Origin of the sequence: Bradyrhizobium sp. USDA 336 (genome assembly GCF_044908355.1) — a bacterium.
GTDB classification, from domain to species: Bacteria; Pseudomonadota; Alphaproteobacteria; order Rhizobiales; family Xanthobacteraceae; genus Bradyrhizobium; species Bradyrhizobium yuanmingense.
Map to the genome: position 1 here is coordinate 1,294,026 of NZ_JBIYDC010000002.1, position 23,438 is coordinate 1,317,463.

Here is a 23,438-nt window from a genome sequence, read left to right on the forward strand (position 1 = left end):
TCTAGCGCTCCGCAGACGCCGCCAAATCAGGGGCCATTGTATGCGTTTCCTTTGCCACGTCACGGCGGAACAGCACGTAGAGCGCCGGCAGCACCAGCAGCGTCAGCACGGTCGAGGAGAGAATGCCGCCGATCACCACGGTTGCGAGCGGCCGCTGCACCTCGGCGCCGGCGCCGGTGGCGAGCGCCATTGGCACGAAGCCGAGCGAGGCGACGAGCGCGGTCATCAGCACCGGGCGCAGCCGCGTCAGCGCGCCTTCGCGCACGGCCTCCGCGACCGAGCGTCCCTCGCTGCGCAGACGCTCGATGAAGGCGATGATGACGAGGCCATTGAGCACGGCAACGCCGGACAGCGCGATGAAGCCGACGCCGGCACTGATGGATAGCGGAATGCCGCGCAGCAGCAGCGCGGCAACGCCACCGGTCAGCGCCAGTGGCACGCCGGAGAACACCAGCGCCGCATCCGCCGCCGATCCCATGCCCATGAACAGCAGCAGGAACACCAAGAGCAGCGCAACCGGCACCACGATCGTCAGCCGCTTGGTGGCCGAGACCAGCTGCTCGAACTGGCCGCCCCAGCCGATCCAGTAACCCGGCGGCAGCTTGACCTTCTCGGCAACGGCCGCCTCGGCCTCCGCGACGAAAGAGCCGAGGTCGCGCGCGCGGACATTGGCCGTGACGACGATGCGCCGCTTGCCGTTTTCGCGGCTGATCTGGTTCGGCCCCGGCGTCGCATCGACGGTGGCGACCGACGATAACGGCACGTAGCGCATCTGGGTGAGGGGCGAGCTGGCCAGCGCCGTTCGAACGGCGCTGCCGGTTGCCGCCTCCTCGGCGGGCGGCAGCGGAATTGGAATTGCCCGGATCGCCTCGAGATTGCCGCGCAGGTGCTCCGGCAGGCGCACGACGATGTCGAAGCGGCGATCGCCTTCGAACAGCTTGCCGGCCGACTTGCCGCCGACCGCGATCTCGACGATGCCCTGCACCTCGGCGACGCTGAGGCCGTAGCGGGCAAGCGCCTGGCGATCGAGGCGGACGGTGAGGATCGGCAAGCCCGAGACCTGCTCGATCTTGACGTCGCTGGCGCCGCGGATGCCGCGGATCGCGGCCTCCACCTGCTTGGCGGCGCCTTGCAGGATGTCGAGGTCGTCGCCGAAGATCTTGACGCCGACATCGGTGCGGACGCCCGAGATCAGCTCGTTGACGCGGAACTGGATCGGCTGGGAGATTTCGTAGGCGCTGCCGGGAATCTCGTCTGCAGCATGCTCGATGGCCTCGACCACCTCCGATTTCGACTTGGCGGGCTCGGGCCATTCGGCACGCGGTTTCAGCATGACGTAGCCATCGGTCTGTGCCGGCGACATCGGGTCGGTGGCGATCTCCGCGGTACCGATGCGGGTGAAGAACTCCTTCACTTCCGGGATTTGCATGACGCGCTTCTCCAGCGCCTTCTGCAGGTCCAGCGACTGGGTGAGGCTGGTGCCGGGAATCCGGATCGAGGCCAGCGCGACGTCGCCTTCGTCCAGGCTCGGGATGAACTCGCCGCCCATGCGCGAAGCGGCGATGCCGCTCGCGACCACGATGATCACGGCCATGACGGCGACGGCGGCGCGATTGTCGATGGCAAAGCGGAGCAGGGGCAGGTAGGCGCGCTTCGCCGCACGCATGAACAGGTTCTCATGTTCGGACACCTTGCCGGTGACGAAAATGGCAACAGCCGCCGGCACGAAGGTGATGGAGAACAGCACAGCAGCGCCGAGCGCCATCAGCACGGTCAGTGCCATCGGCGTGAACATCTTGCCCTCGACGCCGGTCAGCGTCAGCACCGGCAGGTAGACCACCGCGATGATCAGCGTGCCGAACAGGCTCGGCTTGATGACCTCACTCGACCCGCGCAGGATCGCGCGCAGCCGTTCGGGCGTCGTCAGGAGCCCGCCTTTCTCGCGCTGAGCCACCGCCAGCATGCGCAGGCAGTTCTCGACGATATGATCACGGCGCCGTCGACGATGATGCCGAAGTCGATCGCCCCCAAGCTCATCAGGTTGGCGCTGACCTTGGTCTCGACCATGCCGGTGATCGTCAACGCCATGGACAGTGGAATGACGCAGGCCGTGACCAGCGCGGCGCGGAAGTTGCCGAGGATCAGGAACAGCACGGCGACCACCAGCGCCGCGCCTTCCAGCAGGTTGTTCCGGACGGTGCGGATGGTGGCTTCGACCAGGTCGGTGCGGTCGTAGACGGTCCGCGTCACGACGCCCTCGGGCAGCGACTTGGCGATGTCCTCCAGACGGGCTGCGACGCGGCGGGCCACGGTCCGGCTGTTCTCGCCGATCAGCAGCATGGCGGTGCCGAGCACGGTTTCCTCGCCGTTCCAGGTCGCAGCGCCCGTGCGCAAATCGCGCCCCTCGCTGACAGCAGCGACGTCCCTGATCCTGACGGGATTGGCGCCGCGCGAGCCGATGACGATGTCCTGGATTTCGCTGACGTTGCCGACCTGGCCCGGCGAGCGAACCAGATATTGCTCGCCGTTGCGCTCGATATAGCCGGCCCCGACATTGGCGTTGTTGGCGGCGAGCGCGGTCATCACGTCGCGGAAGCCGAGCCGGTAGGCCATCAGCTTGCCGGGATCCGGCAGCACGTGGAATTGCCGCTCGAAGCCGCCGATCGTGTTGACCTCGATCACGCCCGGCACGTTGCGAAGCTGCGGTCGAATGATCCAGTCTTGCACGGTGCGCAAATCGGTCAGCGAATAGTCGCGGTCACCCTGCGTCTTCGCGCCCGCCTTGGCCTCGACGGTGTACATGAAGATTTCGCCAAGGCCGGTCGAGATCGGACTCATCGCGACCTCGACACCCGCCGGCAGCTGGTCTTTCACCTGCTGGATGCGCTCGCCGACGAGCTGCCGGGCGAAGTAGATGTCGGTGCCGTCCTTGAAGACGATTGTCACCTGGCTGAGGCCGTAGCGCGACAGCGAGCGGGTGTAGTCGAGCTTGGGCAGGCCGCCCATCGCAGTCTCGACCGGGAAGGTGATGCGTTGCTCGGTCTCGAGCGGCGAATAGCCGGGGGCGCGGGTGTTGATCTGGACCTGGACGTTGGTGATATCAGGGACGGCGTCGATCGGCAGGCGCTGGAAATTCCAGGCGCCAAAGGCGACGGCGCCGAGCGCGAGGACGAGGACCAGCCAGCGCTGCTGCAGCGAGACGGCGATGAGACGCTCAATCATGCTCGGCCTCGCCCTTGCCCATCTCCGCCTTCACGACGAAGCTGTTCTCCGCGACGTAATGCTCGCCGGCCGAAAGGCCGGCCTTGATCTCGACATGGCGCGGATCGGAATCGCCTGTTTCGACCGGGCGCGCCTCGATCTTGTCGCCGTCCTCGCGCACGAACACGATGGTCTTGTTCTCCAGCGTCTGGATCGCGCTGCGGCGCACGGCAACCGCGACATTGCGCGCCGCGAGGATCAGCCGCGCCGTGACGAACAGGCCGGGGCCGCAGGCGGCCGTCCGGATTTGGCAGCACCACGCGCGCCAGCGCGGTCTGGGTCTCGCTTGAGCCGATCGGCGCCATGTAGGAGATCGTGCCCTTGATCTCGCCGCGGCCGTCGTCGGGATCGATCAGGACCTCGTCGTTGAGGCGGACGCGGCGGAGGTCCTGCCGGTAGATCGACAGGTCGACCCAGATGGTGGAGAGGTCGGCGACCACGAAGGCCGGCTTCTGCTCGGAGGCGTATTCGCCGAGCGAGATCTGCCGCTCGATGATGGTGCCGGCAATCGGCGCCTTCAGCTCGTAGACGGTGAGGCTCTGGTTACTCTCGATCGCGGCGAGCAGGTCGTCCTTGCCGACCTTGTCGCCGATCCGCTTCTGGATGGATTTGGCGAGGCCCGGAAAGCGCGGCGTCACCTGCACCACGGCTTCCTGGTTGGCGCGCAGGATGCCGTTGAAGGCGAGCGTGTCGGTCAGCGTGGCGCTCGCGGCTTCCGCCAGCGTGACGCCCGCGGCCGCCAGCTTGACGTCGGAGATGCGGATGCGGTCGGCGCCATGCTCGTCCTGCTCGACGCGATCGTTCGGCTTCTTGTGCTCGGAATGCTCGCCATGCTCGGCATGCTCGGTGTGCGCAACTTTGTCCGGCGCGAGCAGGGAATGGCCGTAAGCCCCGAGCGCGGCGGCAACGATGGCGACGAGAATGGTGGAGAAGGTCCTCATCGTGCGCTCTCCCGCGCCAGCGTGAACGGATTGCCGACGAGGCCCTCGATGATGGCTACGCCCGCATGGAAATTCTGCAGCGCCTCCTGCTCGCGAAGCCGCGCCTGCGCGACGCTGGCTTGGGCATCCAGCACTTCGAGCAGGGTAAAGCGGCCCTGGCCGTAGCCTTGCGAGATCGCCTCGGAGGCCTCGACGGCCTTGGGGATCGCGGTCTCGCGCAGCACCGCGAGCTCGCGCAGGGAGCCTTGCAGAGAGTCATAGGCGCGGCCGGCGATCACGATCAGCGCGTTGCGGTTGGCCTCGCGCTCGGCTTTGGTCTTGGCGAGGCTTTCCTGGGCCGAAAGGATGTTGCCCTGGTTCTGGTCGAACACGGGGATCGGCACGGAGACGGTCAGCCGCGCCGCATCGTCGCCCGTTTCGTTGAAGTGGCGCCAGCCGGCCGCGATCCGCACGTCCGGATAGGGCCTGAGCCGTGCCAGCAGGAGCTCGGCATTGCGCTGGGCGTAGACCGCGGTCCAGCGCACCAGCTGCGGATTGGCGTCGATGGCGGCGACCACGGCCTGGAACGCCGGTGGGCGTCCGGTGGTGTCGAGCCGGCCGGACACCTCGCCGAATTTGGCGGCGGGATCGCCCATTAGCACCGCAAGCTCGCGCCGGGCGCTCGCCAGCGTCGCCTTGAAGCGCTCGCGGTCCGCCTTCACCAGGGCGGAGGCGACCTCGGCGCGGCCGGTCTCCGCCGGCGAGGAGGCACCGGCCTCGACACGGCGGCGCAGGAGCGGCGTCAGCCGGTCGATCGCGGCGATCTGCTCGTCGAGGATCTGGATGCGCCGCTGCGCGCCGAGCACGCTCAGGAAGGCGATCGCGGTCTCCGACAGCACTTCCAGCCTGATCGCCTTGCGCTGGATCGCCGCGACCTCGACGCCGGCTGCGCCTGCGGCAATCCGCGCCTCGCGCTTGCCGAACAGCTCGAAGGCCTGGCTGATCTGGAGCGTGGTCTCGGCCGAGCGCGTTCCGCGATATCTGCCGGAGCCAAACGAATCGTCCTGTTCGTAGGACAGTTCCGGATTGAGCAGGGCGCCCGCCTGGATGCGCTGGCCGGTGGCGATGCCGACGTCGCGCTCTGCCGCCGTCAGGCGCGGGCTCGCCGCCAGCGCGCGCGACAGCGCGCTCCGCATCGTCAAAGTCTGGGCGTGAGCCGGTGCAAGCGCCGATGCTGCAATCAGACACGCTGCCGCGCACGCGAGACGCGCGGTCATTCCCCTGCAAAACATGAAATCGACCTGTGAAGGATGAACCTAATGGGCGCGCGGCGCCCGACCAATCCGTTCAGGCAATGGATCTGGGAGGGGGCGAGTCGGTATCGGGCACAATTCCGGCGAGGCGGGGGGCCTGTTGCGGGCTCGGGGCCGACACCAGCACGATCGCCGCGGTCGACGGCGTCGGCTGCGCCATGGTCAGCGAGAAGCAGCCGTGGCAATGATGTCCGCCGATGGCCTTGTGGTCGCCATGGCCTGTGGCGCCATCGAGGACCGCGGCGATCTCCGAACCGCCGCGGGGCGTGGTGACGTCGATGTCGTGCGCGCCGTGCAGCGCGCCCGCGAGCAGATAGATCGCCGCGATCAGGACGGACAGCAGCCCGCGCCAGGGGCGCGAGCGGCAGGATCCTGAGGGCTGGCGGTTTGCGAGCACGACGTCACTCTGGTTGCGGTCTGTGCCCGGCCTAGCATGGGCGCGGGAACAGTGTCGACCCGCAACATTGTTACGTCCCTGGAACAATTGCCGCAGCAGCGCATACGCCGCCAGCGCCTCTCACTGGCGAACAAAGGCGCGCCGAAGTGGCGCCATGGCGTCGATCGTGGAGGCCGGAGCCTCGCTGCCATCGTCACCTTCCATGGTGATGACGGCCCGACAGCTCGCCTCCATCGCCCGTTCCAGCCATTTGATGGCCTCGTCGATCCATTGGTCGTGGTGCTCGGGATCGGCGAGGGCCTTCTCCCGGAATGCGTTCGCCTGATGCAAGCACGCCGTTCTGCGGTCCACGCGCCACTCCCGATCCGGAGGTTCCGCCCCTGATCGCATCATTGATGATCCCGGCCCCGGCGTCGTTAACATACGACAGAAGGAGACGCCCCGGCCGCAACGCGGAAAGGCCCCAGCCGGACGAGCCAGCTGAGGCCTCATGTGCTCACAATCTCTATCCCTAGGACTTGGACAGACAACCCGCATCCTCCAAGTTCGTTCCATACGATCTGTCCAATTTGGAACGTTCCTCATACCTCGCGATTAGCCAGCAGAAGAAACTGAGGAGGACGGACAATGGACGGACTGATTTATCTGATCGGCTTGATCGTTGTCATCATGGCGATCCTGTCGTTCTTCGGCCTGCGCTGAGAGCGCCGCGATGACGGTCGAAACTCTGATGCGGGAAGAGGTCATCGAAGGCGGCCTGGCAGCCGAGTCGCCTCGAACGATCCAGTGGAGTTCGGTGTTTGCGGGCGCTCTTGCTGCGAGCGCAATGTCGTTCATCCTGATCGGTTTTGGTGTCGCGGTCGGCCTCGGCGTCAGTTCGGCCTCGCCGACCTGGCGCGATGCGTCGGCGGCGCTGGCGCTGCTTTCCGGACTGTATCTGATCATCCAGGCGATCGTCAGTTTTGGCTTTGGCGGTTACATCGCCGGCCGGACCACCCGGCCCGAGCCCACTCTCACAACCATCGAGGATGACGGCGAGCGGCGGGACGGGCTTCACGGGTTGACCGCCTGGGCGCTGGCGGTCCTGGCCGGCGCCGCGCTGCTGGCGCTTCTCGGCGCCGCCGCGATCGACCGCTCGCCGATGCGCAGTTCGGCGAGCAACACCTCGGCGGCCGAGCCCTTGTTGAGCTATGAGCTCGACAAGCTGTTCCGCGCGCCGCGCCGCGCGCCGAACACCGACCTGAGGGAAGCGCGCGCCGAAGCCGGACGTATCCTGATGACGTCGTCCAGCCACAGCGGCGTCGCCGCCGATGACCGGACGTACCTCGTGCAGCAGGTCGCCGCGGTCACGGGGCTGGCGGCCCCCGACGCCGAAAAGCGCGTTGACGCCCTGATCGCAGACGCGAAGACGGCGATCAACCGCGCGCGACGCAACTCGATCATCGTGGCGTTCTCGGTCGCAGCCGCGACCTTGATCGGCGCTGCAGTGGCCTGGGCCGCGGCGGTTGCCGGCGGACGCCATCGCGATGGAGAGCCGTTGCCGAACTGGATGGCGAGCGCCAACCGCTTCCACCGCAACCCGCGCGCGATGCCGGTGCCGTAGGCTAAATCGGGGGTGGACCTACCTGTCCGCCCCCGCATGTTGCTGAACGAACGCCGCAACGAGAGCTGTGATCTCCGCTGGGCACTCGAGGCTCGGAAGATGGGCCACATCACGAACCTCATGGCCTTCCGCGCCCGGAATTGCCGCGACGAGATGACGGCAGCGGTCCTGCACATAGGGGAAATCGAGGTCGCCCCATATGATGAGGGTCGGCACTGCGATCTCATGAAGCCGGTTGAAGAAGGGTCTAATATCGACGTCCGATCCGAACGGCGGCGAGCGGAGTGCGATGCCGTTCATATCAAGGAACAGATCGCGAGCCGGACCGCCAACGCGACCTTCGGCAGCCCGTGGTCCGTCCAGCCAGAGGCGCGCCTTCATCGCGTTCATCCGATCAAGATCGCCTGACGCTTCGATCTCCTTCCATCGCATCATCAGCGTCTCGATGTCGGCGGGATAGACCGGATCGGGTGCACCCGCGACATTGGGGGCGATCAGAACCAGGGCGCGAACGCGCGAGGGATGCCGGACGGCGGCATCAAGCGCGATGCGCCCGCCAAGTGAGCAGCCGACGAGGATTGCGGGCTCGCCGCCTGCGGTTGCTTCCAGCACTACGAGGAGATCAGCAAGCGCGGAAAAGTCTTCGGGCTCGGCGCGGGTTTCGCCGAACCCGCGTCGGTCATACCCGACCGCCCTGTGCGTGGCGCTCAATTCATCGCATTGAGCGCGCCACATGCGCCGGTCGCACACATTCGCATGAAGAAAGACGACGGCAGGACCGTCGCCTGCCACTTCTGTCGCAAGGCTGGCACGGCCGGACGCGACGTATTGCATCGAAGCGCGGTGATGATTCATTCCAGTCTCGTCGCGCTTCAAGCCTTCTCTTCCCAGATCATCGCCAGATGCACGATGGTCTGCACCGCCTTTTCCATGTCCTGTCGGCTGACCCATTCGAGCCGCGAATGGAACGCGTGCTCGCCGGCAAAGATGTTGGGGCAGGGCAGTCCCATGAAGGACAGGCGCGAGCCGTCGGTGCCACCGCGGATCGCGGTGCGCATCGGGCGCAGGCCGGCACGGCGGATCGCCTCGATGGCGTATTCCAGCACGTGCGGGTGACGGTCGATCACCTGCTTCATGTTGCGGTACTGCTCCTTGACCTCGAACGTGTAGGTCGAGCGCGGATAATCCTTCATGACGTCCTTGACGATGCCCTCGAGCAGCGCCTCCTTCTCCTTCAGCCCTTCCTCGGTGAAGTCGCGGACGATGAAGGAGAGCGTCGCCTGTTCGAGCGCGCCGTCGATGCCGATCGGATGCAGAAAACCCTGCTTGCCCGAGGTGGTCTCGGGCGAGCAGCCCTCCTTCGGCAGACGCTCGACGATGGCGGCGGCGATCTTGATCGCGTGCTCCATCTTGCCCTTGGCGTAGCCGGGATGGGCGCTGACGCCGTGGATGGTGATGGTGGCGCCGTCGGCCGAGAAGGTCTCGTCCTCGACGCAGCCGGCGCTCTCGCCGTCCATGGTGTAGCCGAAATCGGCGCCCAGCTTGTTCAGGTCGACATTGTCGACGCCGCGGCCGATCTCCTCGTCGGGCGTGAACAGGATCTTGATGGTGCCGTGCTTCACCTCGGGGTTGTTGATGAAGAAATGCGCGGCATCCATGATCTCGGCAACGCCGGCCTTGTTGTCGGCGCCCAATAGCGTCGTGCCGTCGGTGGTGATGATGTCGTTGCCGATCTGGTTCTTCAGCGCGGGGTGCTCATTGAAGCGGATCACCTGGCTGGTGTCGCCGGGCAGGACGATGTCGCCGCCGCGATAGTTCTTCACGATTTGCGGCTTGACGTCCTTGCCGGTGACGTCGGGCGAGGTGTCCATATGCGAGCAGAAGCAGATCACCGGCACCTTCTTGTCGGTGTTGGCCGGGATCGTTCCGTAGACGTAGCCGTAATGGTCGAGATGCGCGTCCACAACGCCCATGGCCTTCAGCTCGGCAGCGAGCACGCGGCCGAGATCCTTCTGTTTCTCGGTCGACGGTGAGCTGGGAGATGCCGGATCGGACTGGGTGTCGATGGTGACGTAGCGCAGGAAGCGCTCGGTCACGGTATGCGAAAAGGAGAGGGAGGACATTTCTGGTCAAACCGCCGAATGTTCGGGAAGCAGGCGGTATATCAGAAAAGCGGGCCGGGATGCGGCCGGAACGGGCTCGGGGGCAGGCTTTAGTGGCCTCAGATCGCTTCCTTCAGTTCCTTCACCGGGCGGAACGCGACCTTCCTGGTGGCCTTGATGTGGATCGCTTCGCCGGTGGAAGGATTACGGCCGGTGCGGGCGGCGCGCTTGCGGACCTGGAGGATGCCGAGGCCGACGATGCGGACCCGGTCGCCCTTCTTGAGGTGCTTGGTGATCAGATCGACCATGTCGGTCAGGACGGCCTCGGCATGCTTTTTGGAGACATCCTGGCGCTCGGCAATGTCGGCGGCGAGGTGCTTGAGTGTGATCGTGGCGGGCGCGGCTGCCTTCTTAGCCGGATCCTTCTTAGCCATGTCTGGCCTCCTCGATCTTGCAGGTCGTCCAGAGGGAGATGGGCCCCTGATCCGCAAGTTCCCGGAGGCGTAGACGATTCGGGACCGGACTGACTACGCCGCCGGCGTTGCCGAGGGCCGCGTTCGTGTGTGCCAGCAGTGGAATCCGCCGGTTTGGGCTGCGGATGCAACATCCTTGACTTCACCAGATCGGGCCTTTAAGTCCCCCCTCGTTCCGCAGACATTGCGTGTCACGCGGGAGTAGCTCAGTTGGTTAGAGCGCCGGCCTGTCACGCCGGAGGTCGCGGGTTCGAGCCCCGTCTCTCGCGCCATTTTTGGCAAATAGATCAAACAGTTGCTGTCTACTGGTAGCCAAAAGCGCCGCTTGGACTGCTGTTTCATTCCGATCGCTTCCTTCCCTGCCAGAGTCCGTCTATTTCGGCTTGCGCTCCTCGATATGCGCGAGGATGCGCCGTGCGTCGGTGCTGCCGGCCTGCGCCGCCTTGGCCAGGAGCCGCCTGGCCTCGGCAGGGTCCCGTCGGCCGCCGATTCCATTGGCGTTGCACCGGGCGAGATTGACCAGGGCTTCGAGTCCGCCCATCGCGGCGCCCCTCTGGTACAGCGCCCGAGCCAATTTCAGGTCTCGCCTGGCTCCCAGTCCCTTCTCGGCAAGCTCCCCCATCCTGTTGATGGCCGTCGCATCGCCGAGCTCGGCGGCCCGCTGGTACAACGCATAGGCCTTTGCGGGATCGCTGGCCGCGCCGATTCCACGCTCCTGCTGTAGGCCGAGGCTAACGAGTGCTGGCGCAATCTTCTTCTCGGCGGCCATCTCATAGTAGAAGCGCGAGCGGGCCGGATCTTTCTCGACGCCGTTGCCGTTCTCATACATCAATCCGAGCTCGTAGAGCGCGCGTGCGTTGCCGAGTTCGGATGCCGCCTTGTAGCTCGCCACCGCTCCTCCGTAATCGCGCATGGCGAACAATAAACGCCCGAGCTGGTAGTGCAGGCGGTCCACCCCTGGCCACCGCTTGACCGCCTCCGCGCACGCCGCAACCGCGCCCGCCACCTTTGTATCGTCGCGCGTCTCGCCTTGGGCGGCGCCGGCTGCCCTCAAATCCGCGAGCCCGGCAACGGCGTTGTCGCAGTGCTGCATGACGGCGGTATCGTCCTGAACGACTTGCTTGACGGGATGGAGATAGATCTTGTCCTTGGAAAGCTGACCATACATGTAGGGCGTCTGCTTCCGGTGTGTTGCCTGCCGAACCTCGTCGCGAACGTTGCGAAACACGAAGTTGATCTCGAGGTCGGCCTGCCGGAGGTATTTCAGCAGCGCCGCAGCGAAAGGGCTGTTGCGGCCTTCGCCTTCTTCCGCGGTCCGCCCCGGCTCCGCTGGAAAGAACACGAGCGTGTTGCGGATTGGTGCGCTTCCGGCTGAGGTCAGGGAAGAGCTGCTGCGGCGGCCATTCGGTATGGCAGGGAACGGGTTCTCCCGCATGGCATCCAGGATCACCAGACCCAGCCTGCGAGCCCGCCCTGCGGCAGCGGTCACCGCAGGCAGGGGAACGGTCTCTGCGCTGGCCGACTCAGGTGTGGCGAGATGCGCATCGACGGGGATCAGGTAACTGCCGACACCGGCAGCTGCGCTGTATCCGGCAAAATAGACGACCGCGATGTCCGCAGCGGCGGACTTCTCGGTGAAGGCGACGAGCCCCACGCGCAGATCGTCGATGGTCGTGTTCTTGCGCAGATCGACGTCGAAGCCGAGGCCGGCGAGAGCCGCGGCAATGTCCTCGGCATCGTTGACGGGAGAGCCGAGCGGCGGCGCGTTCGCGTAGCTCGCGTTTCCAATGACCAAGGCGACACGGCGGTTGGAAGCTTCCGCTTCGGCGTCGAAGAGAAGCCCGATGGCAATGAACAGTGCCAGCCAGCGCAAGATGGAGTCGCGTCCCTTAGTCGATGCCCGAACGGAGCTGCCGCCTCATCCAGTCGCGGTCGGTGAGGAAATCGAGGCCGAGCAGACCATAGTCGACGCGCAGAAACCCGTCCACTCCAGACGACACCGCCGCGGGAGTCTGCAGCGCGACCTCCTGCGCCATCACGCCGACATAGAACCTCGCATCGCCCTTGTATCGATAGCGATAGAGGCGGAGGCCAGTATCGGTCCAGCCGAGTGCCGTGATGTCCTCCTTGAGGCGGATGTCCGATGGAATGGTGACGCGGCTCGCGGCATTCGAGGCGGCGGTGGAGGCCGCTCTGCTGGCCGCGCTCGATGCGGCGCTCGAGGCTGATCGGCTGGCAGCGCTCGACGCCGCGGATGATGCCGCCTGCGATGCCGCCCGGCTTGCTGCGCTCGACGCGGCATTGCTGACCGCAGTCGAAACGGCATTGCTGACTACGTTGCCGACGACGTTGCTGACGACGCCGCTGACCACATTGCCGACATTCTGGTTCACGCGTGCAACCACTCGCCGATATTCGCGATTGCGAACCTTTTCCTCTTCCGAGCGGGTGTAGGCGGAAACCAGGAGCCCGCGCCTGCGCGCCTCGGTCACCGCGTTGATCATGCATCCCTTGGGATTGCCCTTGGTCCGGCAAAGCTGGAATTGAAGCTGGACGTAGTCGGGGTATTTTTTGATGGATCTGGCGCACGCCCCGGAATCGCCGTCGAAGCAGGCGTTCACGTCGCTGTCGTGCGCTGATTGCAGCATCAGTTCGGTGGAATTGACAGGTCGCAGGGCAAGGTCGCTGCCCGGCGGCAGGCGGTTATGGCGCGAGCTCGGATAGCGCTCGGCAAACCGGCCAACCACGCTCTTGTCGCGCGATTCCTTCAGGACGTCCCATGCCTTCTCGACTGCCTGCGAATTGCCGGTGGTCGTCTCGGCCGAGGCGAGCTGATAGCTCGCCGGTGGCGGACCCGGCATGTCGATCTGCCCGGTGGCTTGGCCCGGCTTGGCCGACTTCTCAAGCGAAGCCAGCGCGACCCGGGCGCTCTCGACATGCTCGCCAAACGGATAGAGATCCAGATAGGCGCGGTAGGCCGCGAGCGACTTCTGACGCTCGACGATCTTCCAGGCGTTCGTTTCAGCCGTCTGCAACTGCGCAATGCGCTGGTCGATTTCGGCCGTATGCGCGCTCGCCGGGAATTGCTGGGCGAAACGGCGCAAGGTCGCGATGTCGTTGGTCGAGCGGACGAACTCCCAGGCGAGCTGCTCGGCATCTGCTCCGCCATCGCCGCTTGCGACGGCGGCTTCGCCGTTGAGATAGATGTCGCCCTTCGGCAGCGTCCCGTAGATCGCCGGCTCTTGTGTCCCGGTCTCCTTCCAGACTTCGTCGTGCACGATCCGGAAGAGATAGTTGATCTCGAGTTGCGGCGTTTCGACATGGCGCAGGAGCGAGCCGGAGTAGGGGCTATTCCGCCCGGCCCCGTCGCTCGCCGTCGTGCCGGCAGCAGCCGCAAAGGCAACCAGCACGTTGTCGCTCACCTCGACAGGGGCAAGGCCGCGCGTGTCGGGCGCGAAAGGGGTCGGGGAACGGGCTGTGCCGGACACTGGCGCGGCCGCCTTCGATGGCCGCGACGACAGCGCGCGTCCCGCGGCGGCGACCTTCGTCGTTTCGAACGGGTCGTTGCGACAGGCGTCGAGAACCACGAGGCCGATGATCTTCGGCATCACGGAGATATCGATCAGGGTCTCGAGATTGATCGCCTCGGCATAGACATCGATCTCGGACTTGATTTCGGCATCGACCGGAATCAGCCAGTTCTTTCCGTCCATTTCGACGCCATGGCCTGCGAAGAAGATTACCGCCTTGTCGGCCGTCTTCGCCGCATTGCCGAATTCGATGAGGGCCTGCCGGAAATGATTGTAGTCGAGGTCGGCGAGGTGCCTGACGGAATATCCCAGACGACCCAGCGACGTCGCCATGTCGGCGGCGTCGTTGGCCGGGTTGATGAGTTTTGGGACCTTGCGATAGTTGCTGTTGCCGACAACGAGCGCGATCCTGTCTCCGGCGGCCGCCTGCAGTATTGTCGAAACGAGCAGCGACAACGCTACGCAGCCGAGAACGGCGATCCGGCGTGCCAGATCCTGCAACATGAAGACGGGACGCGAGCTTGGGAGAACGAAAATCCCGAAATGGGCAGGCATCGGCAGAAACTCAGAAAATGAAAAATCGCAGAAACGGGCTAAGGCGGCTTGTTCGTGGATTTTACAGCAAGGGATGCTGGATGACGACATCAAAGGCGTCCGTGTTCAGGATTTCGTGAACCGGGAGTGGCGATGCTTCGACCAAAAGGCTGCACATCGCGAGCGGTGAAACCAGTCGCGCTGCGCTGGTGTTGATGGCGCAGGCGGCCAAGGCCGGCGACATCTTCGGAGACTGCGGATGACCAGGACAGTCAAGTTCGCCCGTGCGCCGATTCTGGCCCTGCCGCTGCTCGTCGCTTTGTGCAGCGTGGCCCGCTGCAATGATCCGGCCGAATCGTCACGCGACTCGATCATTCAGAACGTTCGAGAGGACGTGCGGCGGCACATCCGGGCACGGGAAGCAGGCAGGCCTAAGAAAAGTCCGGAGCTGAGCCAGGCGGCAACGCAGCGTGGTGCCGCGAAGAAGCGAAACCGCTCGACGGTGGAGTAGAGGGATATCGGCGCGTCCCCTGCGTTGGGTTGCTTCTCGTATTGCTCGGCGTGCAGCGCGGCCTGGGAAAGTGTTGCAAATGAGCATCAGCTGGGCGCGCTTGATGGAGCCGAACCCCCAATTCAGCCAATCAGGTGAAGACGCCGCGGGTGCTTTGCAAATAAATTCGGCGCCTGAAGCTTGCGGGAATTTACCTCCCGCCAAGGCTCGGGCTGAACCAGCAGGGGGCTGATCGAATACCATGAGGGCAGGAATTTTCCGCCGCGGCTTTGTCGTGGCCGTACCTTTTTTGCTTAGTCTGTTTGCGACGCGACCGGTCTCCGCACAGGAGGTCAATGTTCCGCAGCAAGTCATCAACAACACCGTTCAGAACATCATCCAGAACGTCCGCGACCAGATTCAGCATCGCAGGGTCGTTACTCCTCCTGGAATGCTGCGCTTCAGCGGCGAGGAGTCGGATTTCGACCGTCGTAATCCGTTCGCCGCAAGGGGTGTCAGCAATCCGTTCGGTGCCTTGGCCTACGCCAAGGCTCCGGCACTTGCAGCGCCGCCCCCGGCGGCTTGGCTTTACGGCGCGAACCTCGTCGGCAGTGGCGACAGTGCGCAATCGAGCGGGGTCCAGGTCAGCGTTGCGACAGTGACCGGCGCAGTCGATGTGACCAAGATCGGTATCTTCACTGCAACCGACGCGCTGACCTTCATCGGGACTGGCTCCCACTCATGGGCGCACACCTTCACGAATGGCGGACTGACTACCGATGGTTCAATTCCATCGACTTCCGGCACCCTGTCGTATCTCAACGGCGGTTTCTCGACTGACTTCACCGCGCTCGCGAGCTGGACTCGCAGCACATCCAATCTGCCCCTTGCCGCGACCGCGGACGGCAGCGGCATCGCCTATACCTGGAACGGCCAATACCGGTTCGACTTCCCCTACACCGTGTGGTTCGAGCCCACGGTCGGCGTAACCTATTCGGAGAGCTATACCGCCAATTTCGGCAGCAAGACGGGCGATTCAACCGAATTTCACGGTGGCATGCGCGTCGGATTCGAGGCGGACTGGCTGGGCTTTAAGATCCAGCCGTCGATCTTGGGTCAGTACTACAGGATTGTCGATGCGAGCGGCGCCGGCGCCGTTGGAGGTGCGGTCCCCGTTGCGGCCGGCATGATCGGTACCAATGGCCTTCGCGGTTCCGCAAAGGTCAACGTGCTCTGGACGCCGCAGCTGTCGTCCTACCTTGAGGTTCATGGCAGCAGCATCACCTTGCCGGACCCGCTGCTGCCTGGGGTTGGCGGATTCGGAACCTCGATCGCGGGTACTCAGGCCGGCCTTCGCTATACCTGGTAGAGTGATCTCGAAGACGGATGCCGGCCGGGCCTAGCGGCACCTTGTTGCGCTCCTCTTGCGTCTGGCGGAGGCACATCCCCGTGGCGCCGTCGCATGGGCGAAACCAAACGAAAAGGCCGCCCGAAGGCGGCCGTTTGGTCTCAATCCGGACCTATTCCGGTGTTCAGCGAATCTCCGACGTCCCCGCGCTGGTCACGACCACCGGCTTGCCGGCCTTGATGACCTGGGTGGATTGGGCGGTCTGGCTGTAATCGGCGTGGGTGCGGGCCGCGATCCCGAAGCCGGCCACGGCAATGCCGGCGACCAGCGCCACCACCACGATCTTCAGGTGGGTCGCACGATCAGCAGAATGAATTGAGTGGTTCATCTGAGCCTCCCGACGGGCTTTGCCGCCGTCTATGGGCTCATCTTCTACGGGCCATCTGTTTCCGGATGGTTTCGCGGGTTCCGCAAAATGGTTTCATCTCCTGCTTGGCGGGGCTCGCCCGGAGTGGGGGTTGGAGGCGGCCCTTCCGAGGCCTGGCATGTCGATCCGGAGCGAGGGGGCCCCGGAGGCAGCGGACGCCAAGCGCATTCTGGAGTGCTTCTAAGAGTCTTTCTAAGAAGCTTTCAATTAGGGAAATCGCGCGCCCTCACATAAGCGTCACCACAAGCGCATGCCGTTGGGGAACAGGCGGCATGACGCATCGAACATGCAGCTTTGGGGTGGCGCGTTGAACAGTCTTGGAATGCTGCGGTCGGCCGTGTTGGCGACCGCTTCCGCTTGGGTCTTGATGCCTCAGGCATCGCTTGCACAATCTTCCGCGCAGAGTGGCGCGCAGAACATTCCGCCGGTGACGGTCACGGCGCCGGAAGCGCGCCGCCGCACCGCGGCGACGCCTCAGCGCCGCGCAACGCGGATCTCGGTGCAGACCCCCGCCACGAACAGGCCGCAGCCACGGCGCGACGTCGGCTTCGTCGAGACGCCGCGCGGGCCGGTGAACGGCTACGTCGCCGGCCGCAGCTCGTCGGGCACCAAGACCAACACGCCGATCATGGAGACGCCGCAGGCGGTGTCCGTCATCGGTGCCGAGCAGATCCGCGACCAGAAGCCGAACAAGCTCGACGAGGTCCTGCGCTACACCGCCGGCGTGCGGGCAGGGACTTTCGGCACGGACACGCGCAACGATTGGTGGCTGATCCGCGGCTTCAAGTCAGAGGATATCGGTCTGTTCCTCGACGGCATGCAACTGTTCTATACGTCTTACGCAAGCTGGAAGCTGCAGACCCCCAACATGGAGCGGGTCGAAGTGTTGCGTGGTCCGTCGGCAGTGCTTTACGGCGGATCGAGCCCGAGCGGCATCGTCAACGTCATCAGCAAGATGCCGCCGGCGGAGCCGATCCGCTACATCGAGGCGGGCGTCAACAATTTCGGCAACGCCTATGTCAGCTTCGACATGGGCGGCCCGGTCGCGACCAGCCCTGACAACGGCAAGCTGTTCGCACGCGTGGTCGGTCAGGTCCAGAACGGCGGTACGCAGGTCAACTTCACGCCTGACAACAACTACTTCATCGCGCCGTCGGTGACGTGGAAGCCCGATGCCGACACGACCTTCACAGTGCTGGCCTCGGCCTCGAAGCAGGATACCCGCGGCATCAACTTCCTGCCGTATCAGGGCACGGTGACCAGCGCGCCGTTCGGCAAGATCCCGACCAGCTTCTTTGTCGGCGATCCCAGTGTCGACAAGTTCACGCGCGAGCAGGAGATGCTCGGCTATCAGTTCGAGCGCCATCTCACCGACGATGTGACGTTCCGTCAGAACGCTCGCTTTGCTCATGTCGACATCAGCTACCGCGGTTATGTCGGCAACGGCTGGGACAACATCAACACGGCGACGATGGGCCGCTATAACTGGTATGCGAAAAACACCGCGAACCAGGCCAATCTCGACAACCAGCTGGAGTATCGTTTCAACACCGGCGCTGTCAGGCACACGATGCTGTTCGGTGTCGATCTGCGGGGCTATCAAATCGACGATTACCAGGCCTTCGGGTTCGGTGTGCCCTCGATCAACGTCTTCAATCCGGCCTATGGAGGAGCTGAGGTTCCGCTACCCGGCTCGCCGTTCCGCAACTTCCTCATCACGCAGAAACAGGCTGGCACTTACGTTCAGGACCAGATGAAGCTCGGCAATTTCACGCTGGTGCTGAGCGGCCGCAATGACTGGGTCGAGACGACGCAGGAGGCTCGGGACACCGGCGCCAACCTCGCCAGCCGCGACGACAGCAGGTTCAGTGGTCGCGCCGGGCTGATCTACAATTTCGACAACGGCATCGCGCCCTATATCTCCTATTCGACCAGCTACAATCCAATCATCGGCCTCAATGCGACGAACCAGCTGTTCCTGCCGGAGACCGGCAAGCAGGCCGAAATCGGCGTGAAGGTCGCGCCGGTCGGATTCGACGGCTATTTCACGGTCTCGGCGTTCGACCTTGTCCGTCAGAATGTCCCGACAAACGGTGCCGGGCAGCGTTCCGCTCCTGCAAAATCAGACTGGCGAGGTGACGTCGCGCGGCATCGAGCTCGAGGCGGTGGCCAACGCCACGAAGGAGCTGAAATTCATTGGTGCCTTCACGGCCTATAATCTCTTTGTGAGCAAGGATCTCGATCCGACGCTCGTCGGCAAGACGCCGACCAACACGCCCGAACTCCTGGTGTCCGGCTGGGCCGACTACACCTTCAAGGATGGTCCGCTCGCAGGGTTCGGCTTCGGAGGTGGCGTGCGCTACATCGGCTCGTCCTGGGCCGATACCGCCAACACCCTCGAGGTTCCCGCGGTTGTGCTCGGCGATCTCGCGCTCCACTATGAATGGCAGAACTGGCGCACGGCGCTGAACGTGATCAACCTGACCGACAAGATCTATGTCGCGAGCTGCGCGTCGGCCACGTCCTGCTTCTACGGAGACCGTCGGCGCGTCACCGCCAGCGTCTCCTACAAATGGTGAGGGCAGCCGAGGGCAGGGCCGGAAGGCTCTGGGGCTCGGAGCAATTGATCGTGATGTTCGCCCGGCTCCGCCTGGGCGTCCGCTGATCCGCCGTCACGATGAGCTCGCGGGCCATGCCCCCCGGCCCAAAGCTCATCCGAGCGCGGCGCGAGCGACCGGCAGGTCGCCGCCGCCGCGCTCGCTGCCGGCTTGGAGCCAATCGCGGACACATTCGCCGGACGGGCTCCGGTCTCGTGATGACGCATGGCTCCTCCGATTACTCTGAGCTGTGGACAGGTCTTTCCTGCACCTGAGGCGGCGGCACCAGCATTGGTGTCGGGGCCGCGCCGATCGGCAAATCTGTCGCCGCGACAACAGGGGGAAGTTGCCCCTACGGCGCTGCACTGCCGCACCGAAAACCCGAGCATTTGGTCGGTCAGCGCGCAGCGAGTAGCTGCCTCGGCCCGAGTGCCGCAATCTCAGAACGGCTGACCTGCGAGACCGTGGCAGCCCTTGCTGGGTGGGGCGATCTGCTCCATACCAGCCGCGGGGTGATTCCGGGATTTTCACCGTTCTGGGGGCGGCAAAGGGCCTGAAAAGAGCGTGTCTTGCGCCCATTGGTGCACTGCGCTAAGGCTCAGAATAATTCCAAATCGGACGAATCCGTGGCTGTCCCGAGGCTGCGGGAAAAGGGCTCGCCAATGAGCGGCATTCTGCAGAACTATCTTCCACTCGTCGTCTTTATAGGGGTAGCGGGCCTGATCGGCCTCGTGCTGCTGATCGCGCCGTTCATCGTGGCGTTCCAGCAGCCGGATCCCGAAAAGCTGTCGGCCTACGAGTGCGGCTTCAACGCCTTCGACGACGCCCGCATGAAGTTCGACGTCCGCTTCTATCTCGTCGCCATCCTCTTCATCATCTTCGATCTCGAGGTGGCGTTTCTGTTTCCCTGGGCGGTGGCGTTCGGCAAGCTTGGCGCGACCGGCTTCTGGTCCATGGTGGTGTTCCTCGCCGTACTGACGGTCGGGTTCGCCTATGAATGGAAGAAAGGGGCCCTCGAATGGGATTGAACCCGAATACGCAGTCCGCAGGTCCGGTGATCGCACCGGCCCCGAAGGGCATTCTGGATCCGTCGACCGGCAAGCCGGTTGGGGCCAATGATCCGTTCTTCCTCGAGGTCAATTCCGAGCTGTCCGACAAGGGCTTCTTCGTGGCCGCGACCGACGACCTCATCACCTGGGCCCGCACCGGCTCGTTGATGTGGATGACCTTCGGTCTTGCCTGCTGCGCGGTCGAGATGATGCAGGTCTCGATGCCGCGCTACGACGTCGAGCGCTTCGGCTTCGCCCCGCGTGCCTCGCCGCGTCAGTCCGACGTGATGATCGTTGCGGGAACGCTGACCAACAAGATGGCGCCGGCGCTGCGCAAGGTCTACGACCAGATGCCCGAGCCGCGCTACGTCATCTCGATGGGCTCCTGCGCCAATGGCGGCGGCTATTATCACTATTCCTACTCGGTCGTGCGCGGCTGCGACCGCATCGTGCCGATCGACATCTACGTGCCGGGCTGCCCGCCCACGGCGGAGGCGCTGCTCTACGGCGTGCTGCTGCTGCAGAAGAAGATCCGGCGCACCGGCACCATCGAACGCTAAGGTTTTACGTCATGGACGACGCCAAGCTCGACGCCCTGGGGCAGACGATCGTTAGCGCGCTTCCGGGCGCCGCGACCGGTCACTCGGTGGCCTTCAACCAGCTCACCGTGGACGTCGAGGCCGCCAGGATCGTCGAGGTGGTCAAGTACCTCCGCGATGACCCGAACTGCCGGTTCGTCAACATCACCGACATCACGGCGGTGGACTATCCGGATCGCGAGAAGCGCTTCGACGTGATCTATCACTTCCTGTCGCCGACGCTGAACGCGCGCATCCGGCTCAAGGCGCAAGCCGACGAGACCACGCAGGTGCCCTCGCTGATCGACGTCTTCCCGGGCGCCGACTGGTTCGAGCGCGAAGCCTACGACCTCTACGGCGTGTTCTTCGTCGGCCATCCCGACATGCGCCGCATCCTCACCGACTACGGCTTCGAGGGCCATCCGCTGCGCAAGGATTTCCCGCTCACCGGCTTCGTCGAGGTCCGCTACGACGACCAGGAGAAGCGGGTGGTGTACGAGCCGGTCCGGCTCAACCAGGAATTCCGCAAATTCGACTTTTTGTCTCCTTGGGAAGGAGCCGACTATCCGGTGCTTCCGGGCGATGAAAAAGCGGGGCCGAAGGTCTGATCATGAACGAGCAACCGCAGAACCTCCGCAACTTCACCATCAACTTCGGACCGCAACACCCGGCGGCGCACGGCGTGCTGCGCCTTGTGCTGGAGCTGGACGGCGAAGTCGTCGAGCGCGTTGATCCGCATATCGGCCTGCTTCACCGCGGCACCGAGAAGCTGATCGAGCAGAAGACGTACTTGCAGGCGATCCCTTATTTCGACCGCCTCGATTACGTCGCGCCGATGAACCAGGAGCACGCCTTTTGCCTCGCCGCAGAAAAGCTGCTCGGCATCGAGGTGCCGCGCCGCGGCCAGCTGATCCGCGTGCTCTATTGCGAGATCGGCCGCATCCTCTCGCATCTGCTCAACGTCACCACGCAGGCGATGGACGTCGGCGCGCTGACCCCGCCGCTGTGGGGCTTCGAAGAGCGCGAGAAGCTGATGGTGTTCTACGAGCGCGCCTCGGGCAGCCGCATGCATGCGGCTTATTTCCGTATCGGCGGCGTGCATCAGGACCTGCCGCAGAAGCTGGTCGACGACATCGAGGCCTGGTGCGATCCGTTCCTCAAGGTGGTCGACGATCTCGACCGTCTGCTCACCGCCAACCGCATCTTCAAGCAGCGCAACGTCGATATCGGCGTGGTGCCGCTGAAGGAAGCCTGGGAATGGGGTTTCTCGGGTGTGATGGTGCGCGGCTCGGGTGCGGCCTGGGACTTGCGCAAGTCGCAGCCCTATGAATGCTACGCCGAGATGGATTTCGACATCCCGATCGGCAAGAACGGTGACTGCTACGACCGCTATTTGATCCGCATGGAAGAGATGCGCCAGTCCGTGCGCGTCATGAAGCAGTGCATCCAGAAGCTGAACGCGCCCGACGGCAAGGGCCCGGTCGTCGTCGAAGACAACAAGGTCGCGCCGCCGCGCCGCGGCGAGATGAAGCGCTCGATGGAAGCGCTGATCCACCACTTCAAGCTCTACACCGAAGGCGTCCACGTGCCGGCCGGCGAGGTCTACGCCGCGGTCGAGGCGCCCAAGGGCGAGTTCGGCGTCTATCTCGTCGCCGACGGCACCAACAAGCCCTACAAGTGCAAGATCCGCGCGCCGGGCTTTGCGCATCTGCAGGCCATGGACCACATCTGCCGCGGCCATCTGCTCGCCGACGTCTCGGCGATCCTCGGCTCGCTCGACATCGTGTTCGGAGAGGTCGATCGGTGATGGCGCAGGCGCCGATCCAGTTTGACCGTGCCTCGGGGGCCCTTGAAGGGGCCAACCTGTGGGAGCGGACGGCTGCCTTGGCGCTGGTGACGGGATCGAAGATCTCCTCGCACTTCTCGCACATGGGCTACATCGCCTGCGCGAATTTGCTGCGCAAGACGCTGCCCGAGCGCAACATCGCGATCAGGCTCAATCCCGACGCGGTGTTCGAATTCCCTTACGGCGACGGCTATTGGAGCAAGCTGCTCAACCGCTCCTACATTTACGAGGACGAGCTCGAGCTCTTGTTCGCCGATTCCATCGACGTCGACTACACGCTGCTCGATTGCGGCGCCAATTACGGTTATTGGTCGGTGCTGGTCTCGAGTAAGCCGTTCGGCGCGCACAAGGCGATTGCGATCGAGCCGTCGGGCCAGAACTATTCGAAGCTCGCCAACAATGCCCGCATCAACGCTGGCCGCTTCGAGACCATGAAATGCGCCATCGGCGCGGCGCGCGGCACCGCGCGCCTGTCGGGCACCAAGCACGAGGCCTTCAGCATCGCCGGCGATCAGTCGGTGGGCGGCGAGGAGGTCCCGGTGATCGCGCTCGACGATCTGATCGATGACGGCAAGATCGCTGCGAGCGGCAAGTACCTCATCAAGCTCGACGTCGAGGGCGTCGAGATCGAGGCGATCAAGGGCGGGGCGCGACTGCTGCAGGCCGACAGCGTCATCATGTGCGAGGAGCACGGCAGCGACCGTTCTCACGCCGTGTCGCGCTTCATCCTCGAACAGACCCCGCTGAAGCTGATCGTGTTCGATCCGCGCAGCAACCGCATGGAGACCGTGACCGAGCTGTCGATCCTCGACCGCATCAAGGTCTCGACCCACGTCGGCTACAACGTTTTCGGCACCGCAAGCGCATTCTGGCAGGACAGGATCGAGGCCATGAACGCCAAGAACCTGGATACCAAAAATCTGAATGCCAAGAATCTGAATGCCAAGTCCGCGCGCCGCATGCAGTGAGA

The 23,438-nt window shown here is 64.6% G+C and carries 20 protein-coding genes, 1 tRNA gene and 2 pseudogenes; 12 read left to right on the forward strand and 11 right to left on the reverse strand.

What is annotated here, in order from left to right; genetic code table 11:
- Position 1 precedes the first annotated feature (1 nt).
- From ABIA45_RS07025 to ABIA45_RS07045, 5 genes and pseudogenes are all read right to left on the reverse strand, one after another.
- Positions 2–3,222: pseudogene (locus ABIA45_RS07025) on the reverse strand (efflux RND transporter permease subunit).
- Positions 3,215–4,202: pseudogene (gene ihpB, locus ABIA45_RS07030) on the reverse strand (divalent metal ion exporter adaptor subunit IhpB). Before ihpB ends, ABIA45_RS07025 begins: the two co-directional pseudogenes overlap by 8 nt.
- A complete protein-coding gene (gene ihpA / locus ABIA45_RS07035) occupies positions 4,199–5,473 on the reverse strand; it encodes a divalent metal ion exporter subunit IhpA (RefSeq protein ID WP_275499863.1) in 1,275 nt (424 codons plus the stop codon). The pseudogene ihpB and the gene ihpA overlap by 4 nt, the downstream one beginning before the upstream one ends.
- A 55-nt stretch (positions 5,474–5,528) precedes the next feature.
- The gene (locus ABIA45_RS07040) at positions 5,529–5,891 is read right to left on the reverse strand and encodes a hypothetical protein (protein ID WP_404651501.1); all 363 of its coding nucleotides are present in this window, start codon (positions 5,889–5,891) and stop codon (positions 5,529–5,531) included.
- Positions 5,892–6,011: 120 nt separating this feature from the next.
- Positions 6,012–6,242, reverse strand: coding sequence for a hypothetical protein (locus ABIA45_RS07045; RefSeq protein ID WP_271538029.1), 231 nt, complete (start codon positions 6,240–6,242; stop codon positions 6,012–6,014).
- Positions 6,243–6,603: 361 nt separating this feature from the next.
- Between ABIA45_RS07045 and ABIA45_RS07050 the strand changes: the two genes are divergently transcribed.
- Positions 6,604–7,494: a hypothetical protein gene (locus ABIA45_RS07050; RefSeq protein ID WP_404651502.1), complete on the forward strand. Its 891-nt coding sequence runs from the start codon at positions 6,604–6,606 to the stop codon at positions 7,492–7,494.
- A gap of 18 nt (positions 7,495–7,512) precedes the next feature.
- On the opposite strand, the gene ABIA45_RS07055 is transcribed toward ABIA45_RS07050, so the two are convergent.
- From ABIA45_RS07055 to ABIA45_RS07065, 3 genes are all read right to left on the reverse strand, one after another.
- Positions 7,513–8,370 (reverse strand): alpha/beta fold hydrolase, encoded by an 858-nt coding sequence (locus tag ABIA45_RS07055; RefSeq protein ID WP_271538027.1) that lies wholly within the window; start codon positions 8,368–8,370, stop codon positions 7,513–7,515.
- Positions 8,367–9,617 carry a peptidase T gene (pepT, locus tag ABIA45_RS07060; protein WP_404651504.1) on the reverse strand — a complete coding sequence of 417 codons (1,251 nt, stop codon included), beginning with the start codon at positions 9,615–9,617 and terminating at the stop codon, positions 8,367–8,369. The genes ABIA45_RS07055 and pepT overlap by 4 nt, the downstream gene beginning before the upstream one ends.
- 98 nt (positions 9,618–9,715) lie before the next feature.
- Positions 9,716–10,030: an HU family DNA-binding protein gene (locus ABIA45_RS07065; RefSeq protein WP_404651506.1), complete on the reverse strand. Its 315-nt coding sequence runs from the start codon at positions 10,028–10,030 to the stop codon at positions 9,716–9,718.
- Between the two features lie 234 nt (positions 10,031–10,264).
- On the opposite strand from ABIA45_RS07065, the gene ABIA45_RS07070 reads away from it, so the two are divergent.
- A tRNA-Asp gene (locus ABIA45_RS07070) sits at positions 10,265–10,341 on the forward strand.
- Positions 10,342–10,442: 101 nt separating this feature from the next.
- Here ABIA45_RS07070 and ABIA45_RS07075 read toward each other — a convergent pair.
- Both ABIA45_RS07075 and ABIA45_RS07080 read right to left on the reverse strand, forming a co-directional pair.
- Positions 10,443–11,942 carry a caspase family protein gene (locus ABIA45_RS07075; protein WP_404651508.1) on the reverse strand — a complete coding sequence of 500 codons (1,500 nt, stop codon included), beginning with the start codon at positions 11,940–11,942 and terminating at the stop codon, positions 10,443–10,445.
- Between the two features lie 16 nt (positions 11,943–11,958).
- Positions 11,959–14,103 carry a caspase family protein gene (locus tag ABIA45_RS07080; protein WP_404651509.1) on the reverse strand — a complete coding sequence of 715 codons (2,145 nt, stop codon included), beginning with the start codon at positions 14,101–14,103 and terminating at the stop codon, positions 11,959–11,961.
- Here ABIA45_RS07080 and ABIA45_RS07085 point away from each other — a divergent pair.
- The 3 genes from ABIA45_RS07085 (at position 14,102) to ABIA45_RS07095 (ending at position 15,992) form a co-directional block, all read left to right on the forward strand.
- Positions 14,102–14,323: a hypothetical protein gene (locus ABIA45_RS07085; RefSeq protein ID WP_404651510.1), complete on the forward strand. Its 222-nt coding sequence runs from the start codon at positions 14,102–14,104 to the stop codon at positions 14,321–14,323. The two genes, ABIA45_RS07080 and ABIA45_RS07085, sit on opposite strands and share 2 nt — an antisense overlap.
- A gap of 69 nt (positions 14,324–14,392) precedes the next feature.
- A complete protein-coding gene (locus ABIA45_RS07090; RefSeq protein WP_404651511.1) occupies positions 14,393–14,644 on the forward strand; it encodes a hypothetical protein in 252 nt (83 codons plus the stop codon).
- 241 nt (positions 14,645–14,885) lie between these two features.
- A complete protein-coding gene (locus ABIA45_RS07095; protein WP_404651512.1) occupies positions 14,886–15,992 on the forward strand; it encodes a hypothetical protein in 1,107 nt (368 codons plus the stop codon).
- Positions 15,993–16,155: 163 nt separating this feature from the next.
- On the opposite strand, the gene ABIA45_RS07100 is transcribed toward ABIA45_RS07095, so the two are convergent.
- Positions 16,156–16,359 carry a hypothetical protein gene (locus tag ABIA45_RS07100; RefSeq protein WP_036010204.1) on the reverse strand — a complete coding sequence of 68 codons (204 nt, stop codon included), beginning with the start codon at positions 16,357–16,359 and terminating at the stop codon, positions 16,156–16,158.
- A gap of 406 nt (positions 16,360–16,765) precedes the next feature.
- On the opposite strand from ABIA45_RS07100, the gene ABIA45_RS07105 reads away from it, so the two are divergent.
- The 7 genes from ABIA45_RS07105 (at position 16,766) to ABIA45_RS07135 (ending at position 23,436) form a co-directional block, all read left to right on the forward strand.
- Positions 16,766–18,616 carry a TonB-dependent siderophore receptor gene (locus tag ABIA45_RS07105; protein ID WP_404651513.1) on the forward strand — a complete coding sequence of 617 codons (1,851 nt, stop codon included), beginning with the start codon at positions 16,766–16,768 and terminating at the stop codon, positions 18,614–18,616.
- Positions 18,564–18,977 (forward strand): TonB-dependent receptor domain-containing protein, encoded by a 414-nt coding sequence (locus ABIA45_RS07110; RefSeq protein ID WP_404651515.1) that lies wholly within the window; start codon positions 18,564–18,566, stop codon positions 18,975–18,977. Before ABIA45_RS07105 ends, ABIA45_RS07110 begins: the two co-directional genes overlap by 53 nt.
- 680 nt (positions 18,978–19,657) lie before the next feature.
- Positions 19,658–20,023 carry an NADH-quinone oxidoreductase subunit A gene (locus ABIA45_RS07115; RefSeq protein WP_008136158.1) on the forward strand — a complete coding sequence of 122 codons (366 nt, stop codon included), beginning with the start codon at positions 19,658–19,660 and terminating at the stop codon, positions 20,021–20,023.
- Positions 20,020–20,604: an NADH-quinone oxidoreductase subunit B family protein gene (locus tag ABIA45_RS07120; RefSeq protein ID WP_193760674.1), complete on the forward strand. Its 585-nt coding sequence runs from the start codon at positions 20,020–20,022 to the stop codon at positions 20,602–20,604. Before ABIA45_RS07115 ends, ABIA45_RS07120 begins: the two co-directional genes overlap by 4 nt.
- 11 nt (positions 20,605–20,615) lie before the next feature.
- Positions 20,616–21,230 carry an NADH-quinone oxidoreductase subunit C gene (locus ABIA45_RS07125; protein WP_036010195.1) on the forward strand — a complete coding sequence of 205 codons (615 nt, stop codon included), beginning with the start codon at positions 20,616–20,618 and terminating at the stop codon, positions 21,228–21,230.
- A 2-nt stretch (positions 21,231–21,232) separates the two neighbouring features.
- Positions 21,233–22,429: an NADH-quinone oxidoreductase subunit D gene (locus tag ABIA45_RS07130; protein ID WP_404651518.1), complete on the forward strand. Its 1,197-nt coding sequence runs from the start codon at positions 21,233–21,235 to the stop codon at positions 22,427–22,429.
- Positions 22,429–23,436 (forward strand): FkbM family methyltransferase, encoded by a 1,008-nt coding sequence (locus ABIA45_RS07135; protein WP_271538243.1) that lies wholly within the window; start codon positions 22,429–22,431, stop codon positions 23,434–23,436. The genes ABIA45_RS07130 and ABIA45_RS07135 overlap by 1 nt, the downstream gene beginning before the upstream one ends.
- Positions 23,437–23,438 lie beyond the last annotated feature (2 nt).

Coding starts and splice junctions, on each gene's coding strand:
- ihpA (WP_275499863.1), bottom strand. CDS start 5,473: ATGTTTTGCAGGGGAATGACCGCGCGTCTCGCGTGCGCGGCAGCGTGT.
- ABIA45_RS07050 (WP_404651502.1), top strand. CDS start 6,604: ATGACGGTCGAAACTCTGATGCGGGAAGAGGTCATCGAAGGCGGCCTG.
- pepT (WP_404651504.1), bottom strand. CDS start 9,617: ATGTCCTCCCTCTCCTTTTCGCATACCGTGACCGAGCGCTTCCTGCGC.
- ABIA45_RS07065 (WP_404651506.1), bottom strand. CDS start 10,030: ATGGCTAAGAAGGATCCGGCTAAGAAGGCAGCCGCGCCCGCCACGATC.
- ABIA45_RS07085 (WP_404651510.1), top strand. CDS start 14,102: ATGAAGACGGGACGCGAGCTTGGGAGAACGAAAATCCCGAAATGGGCA.
- ABIA45_RS07080 (WP_404651509.1), bottom strand. CDS start 14,103: ATGTTGCAGGATCTGGCACGCCGGATCGCCGTTCTCGGCTGCGTAGCG.
- ABIA45_RS07090 (WP_404651511.1), top strand. CDS start 14,393: ATGACCAGGACAGTCAAGTTCGCCCGTGCGCCGATTCTGGCCCTGCCG.
- ABIA45_RS07095 (WP_404651512.1), top strand. CDS start 14,886: ATGAGGGCAGGAATTTTCCGCCGCGGCTTTGTCGTGGCCGTACCTTTT.
- ABIA45_RS07100 (WP_036010204.1), bottom strand. CDS start 16,359: ATGAACCACTCAATTCATTCTGCTGATCGTGCGACCCACCTGAAGATC.
- ABIA45_RS07105 (WP_404651513.1), top strand. CDS start 16,766: ATGCCTCAGGCATCGCTTGCACAATCTTCCGCGCAGAGTGGCGCGCAG.
- ABIA45_RS07115 (WP_008136158.1), top strand. CDS start 19,658: ATGAGCGGCATTCTGCAGAACTATCTTCCACTCGTCGTCTTTATAGGG.
- ABIA45_RS07125 (WP_036010195.1), top strand. CDS start 20,616: ATGGACGACGCCAAGCTCGACGCCCTGGGGCAGACGATCGTTAGCGCG.
- ABIA45_RS07130 (WP_404651518.1), top strand. CDS start 21,233: ATGAACGAGCAACCGCAGAACCTCCGCAACTTCACCATCAACTTCGGA.
- ABIA45_RS07135 (WP_271538243.1), top strand. CDS start 22,429: ATGGCGCAGGCGCCGATCCAGTTTGACCGTGCCTCGGGGGCCCTTGAA.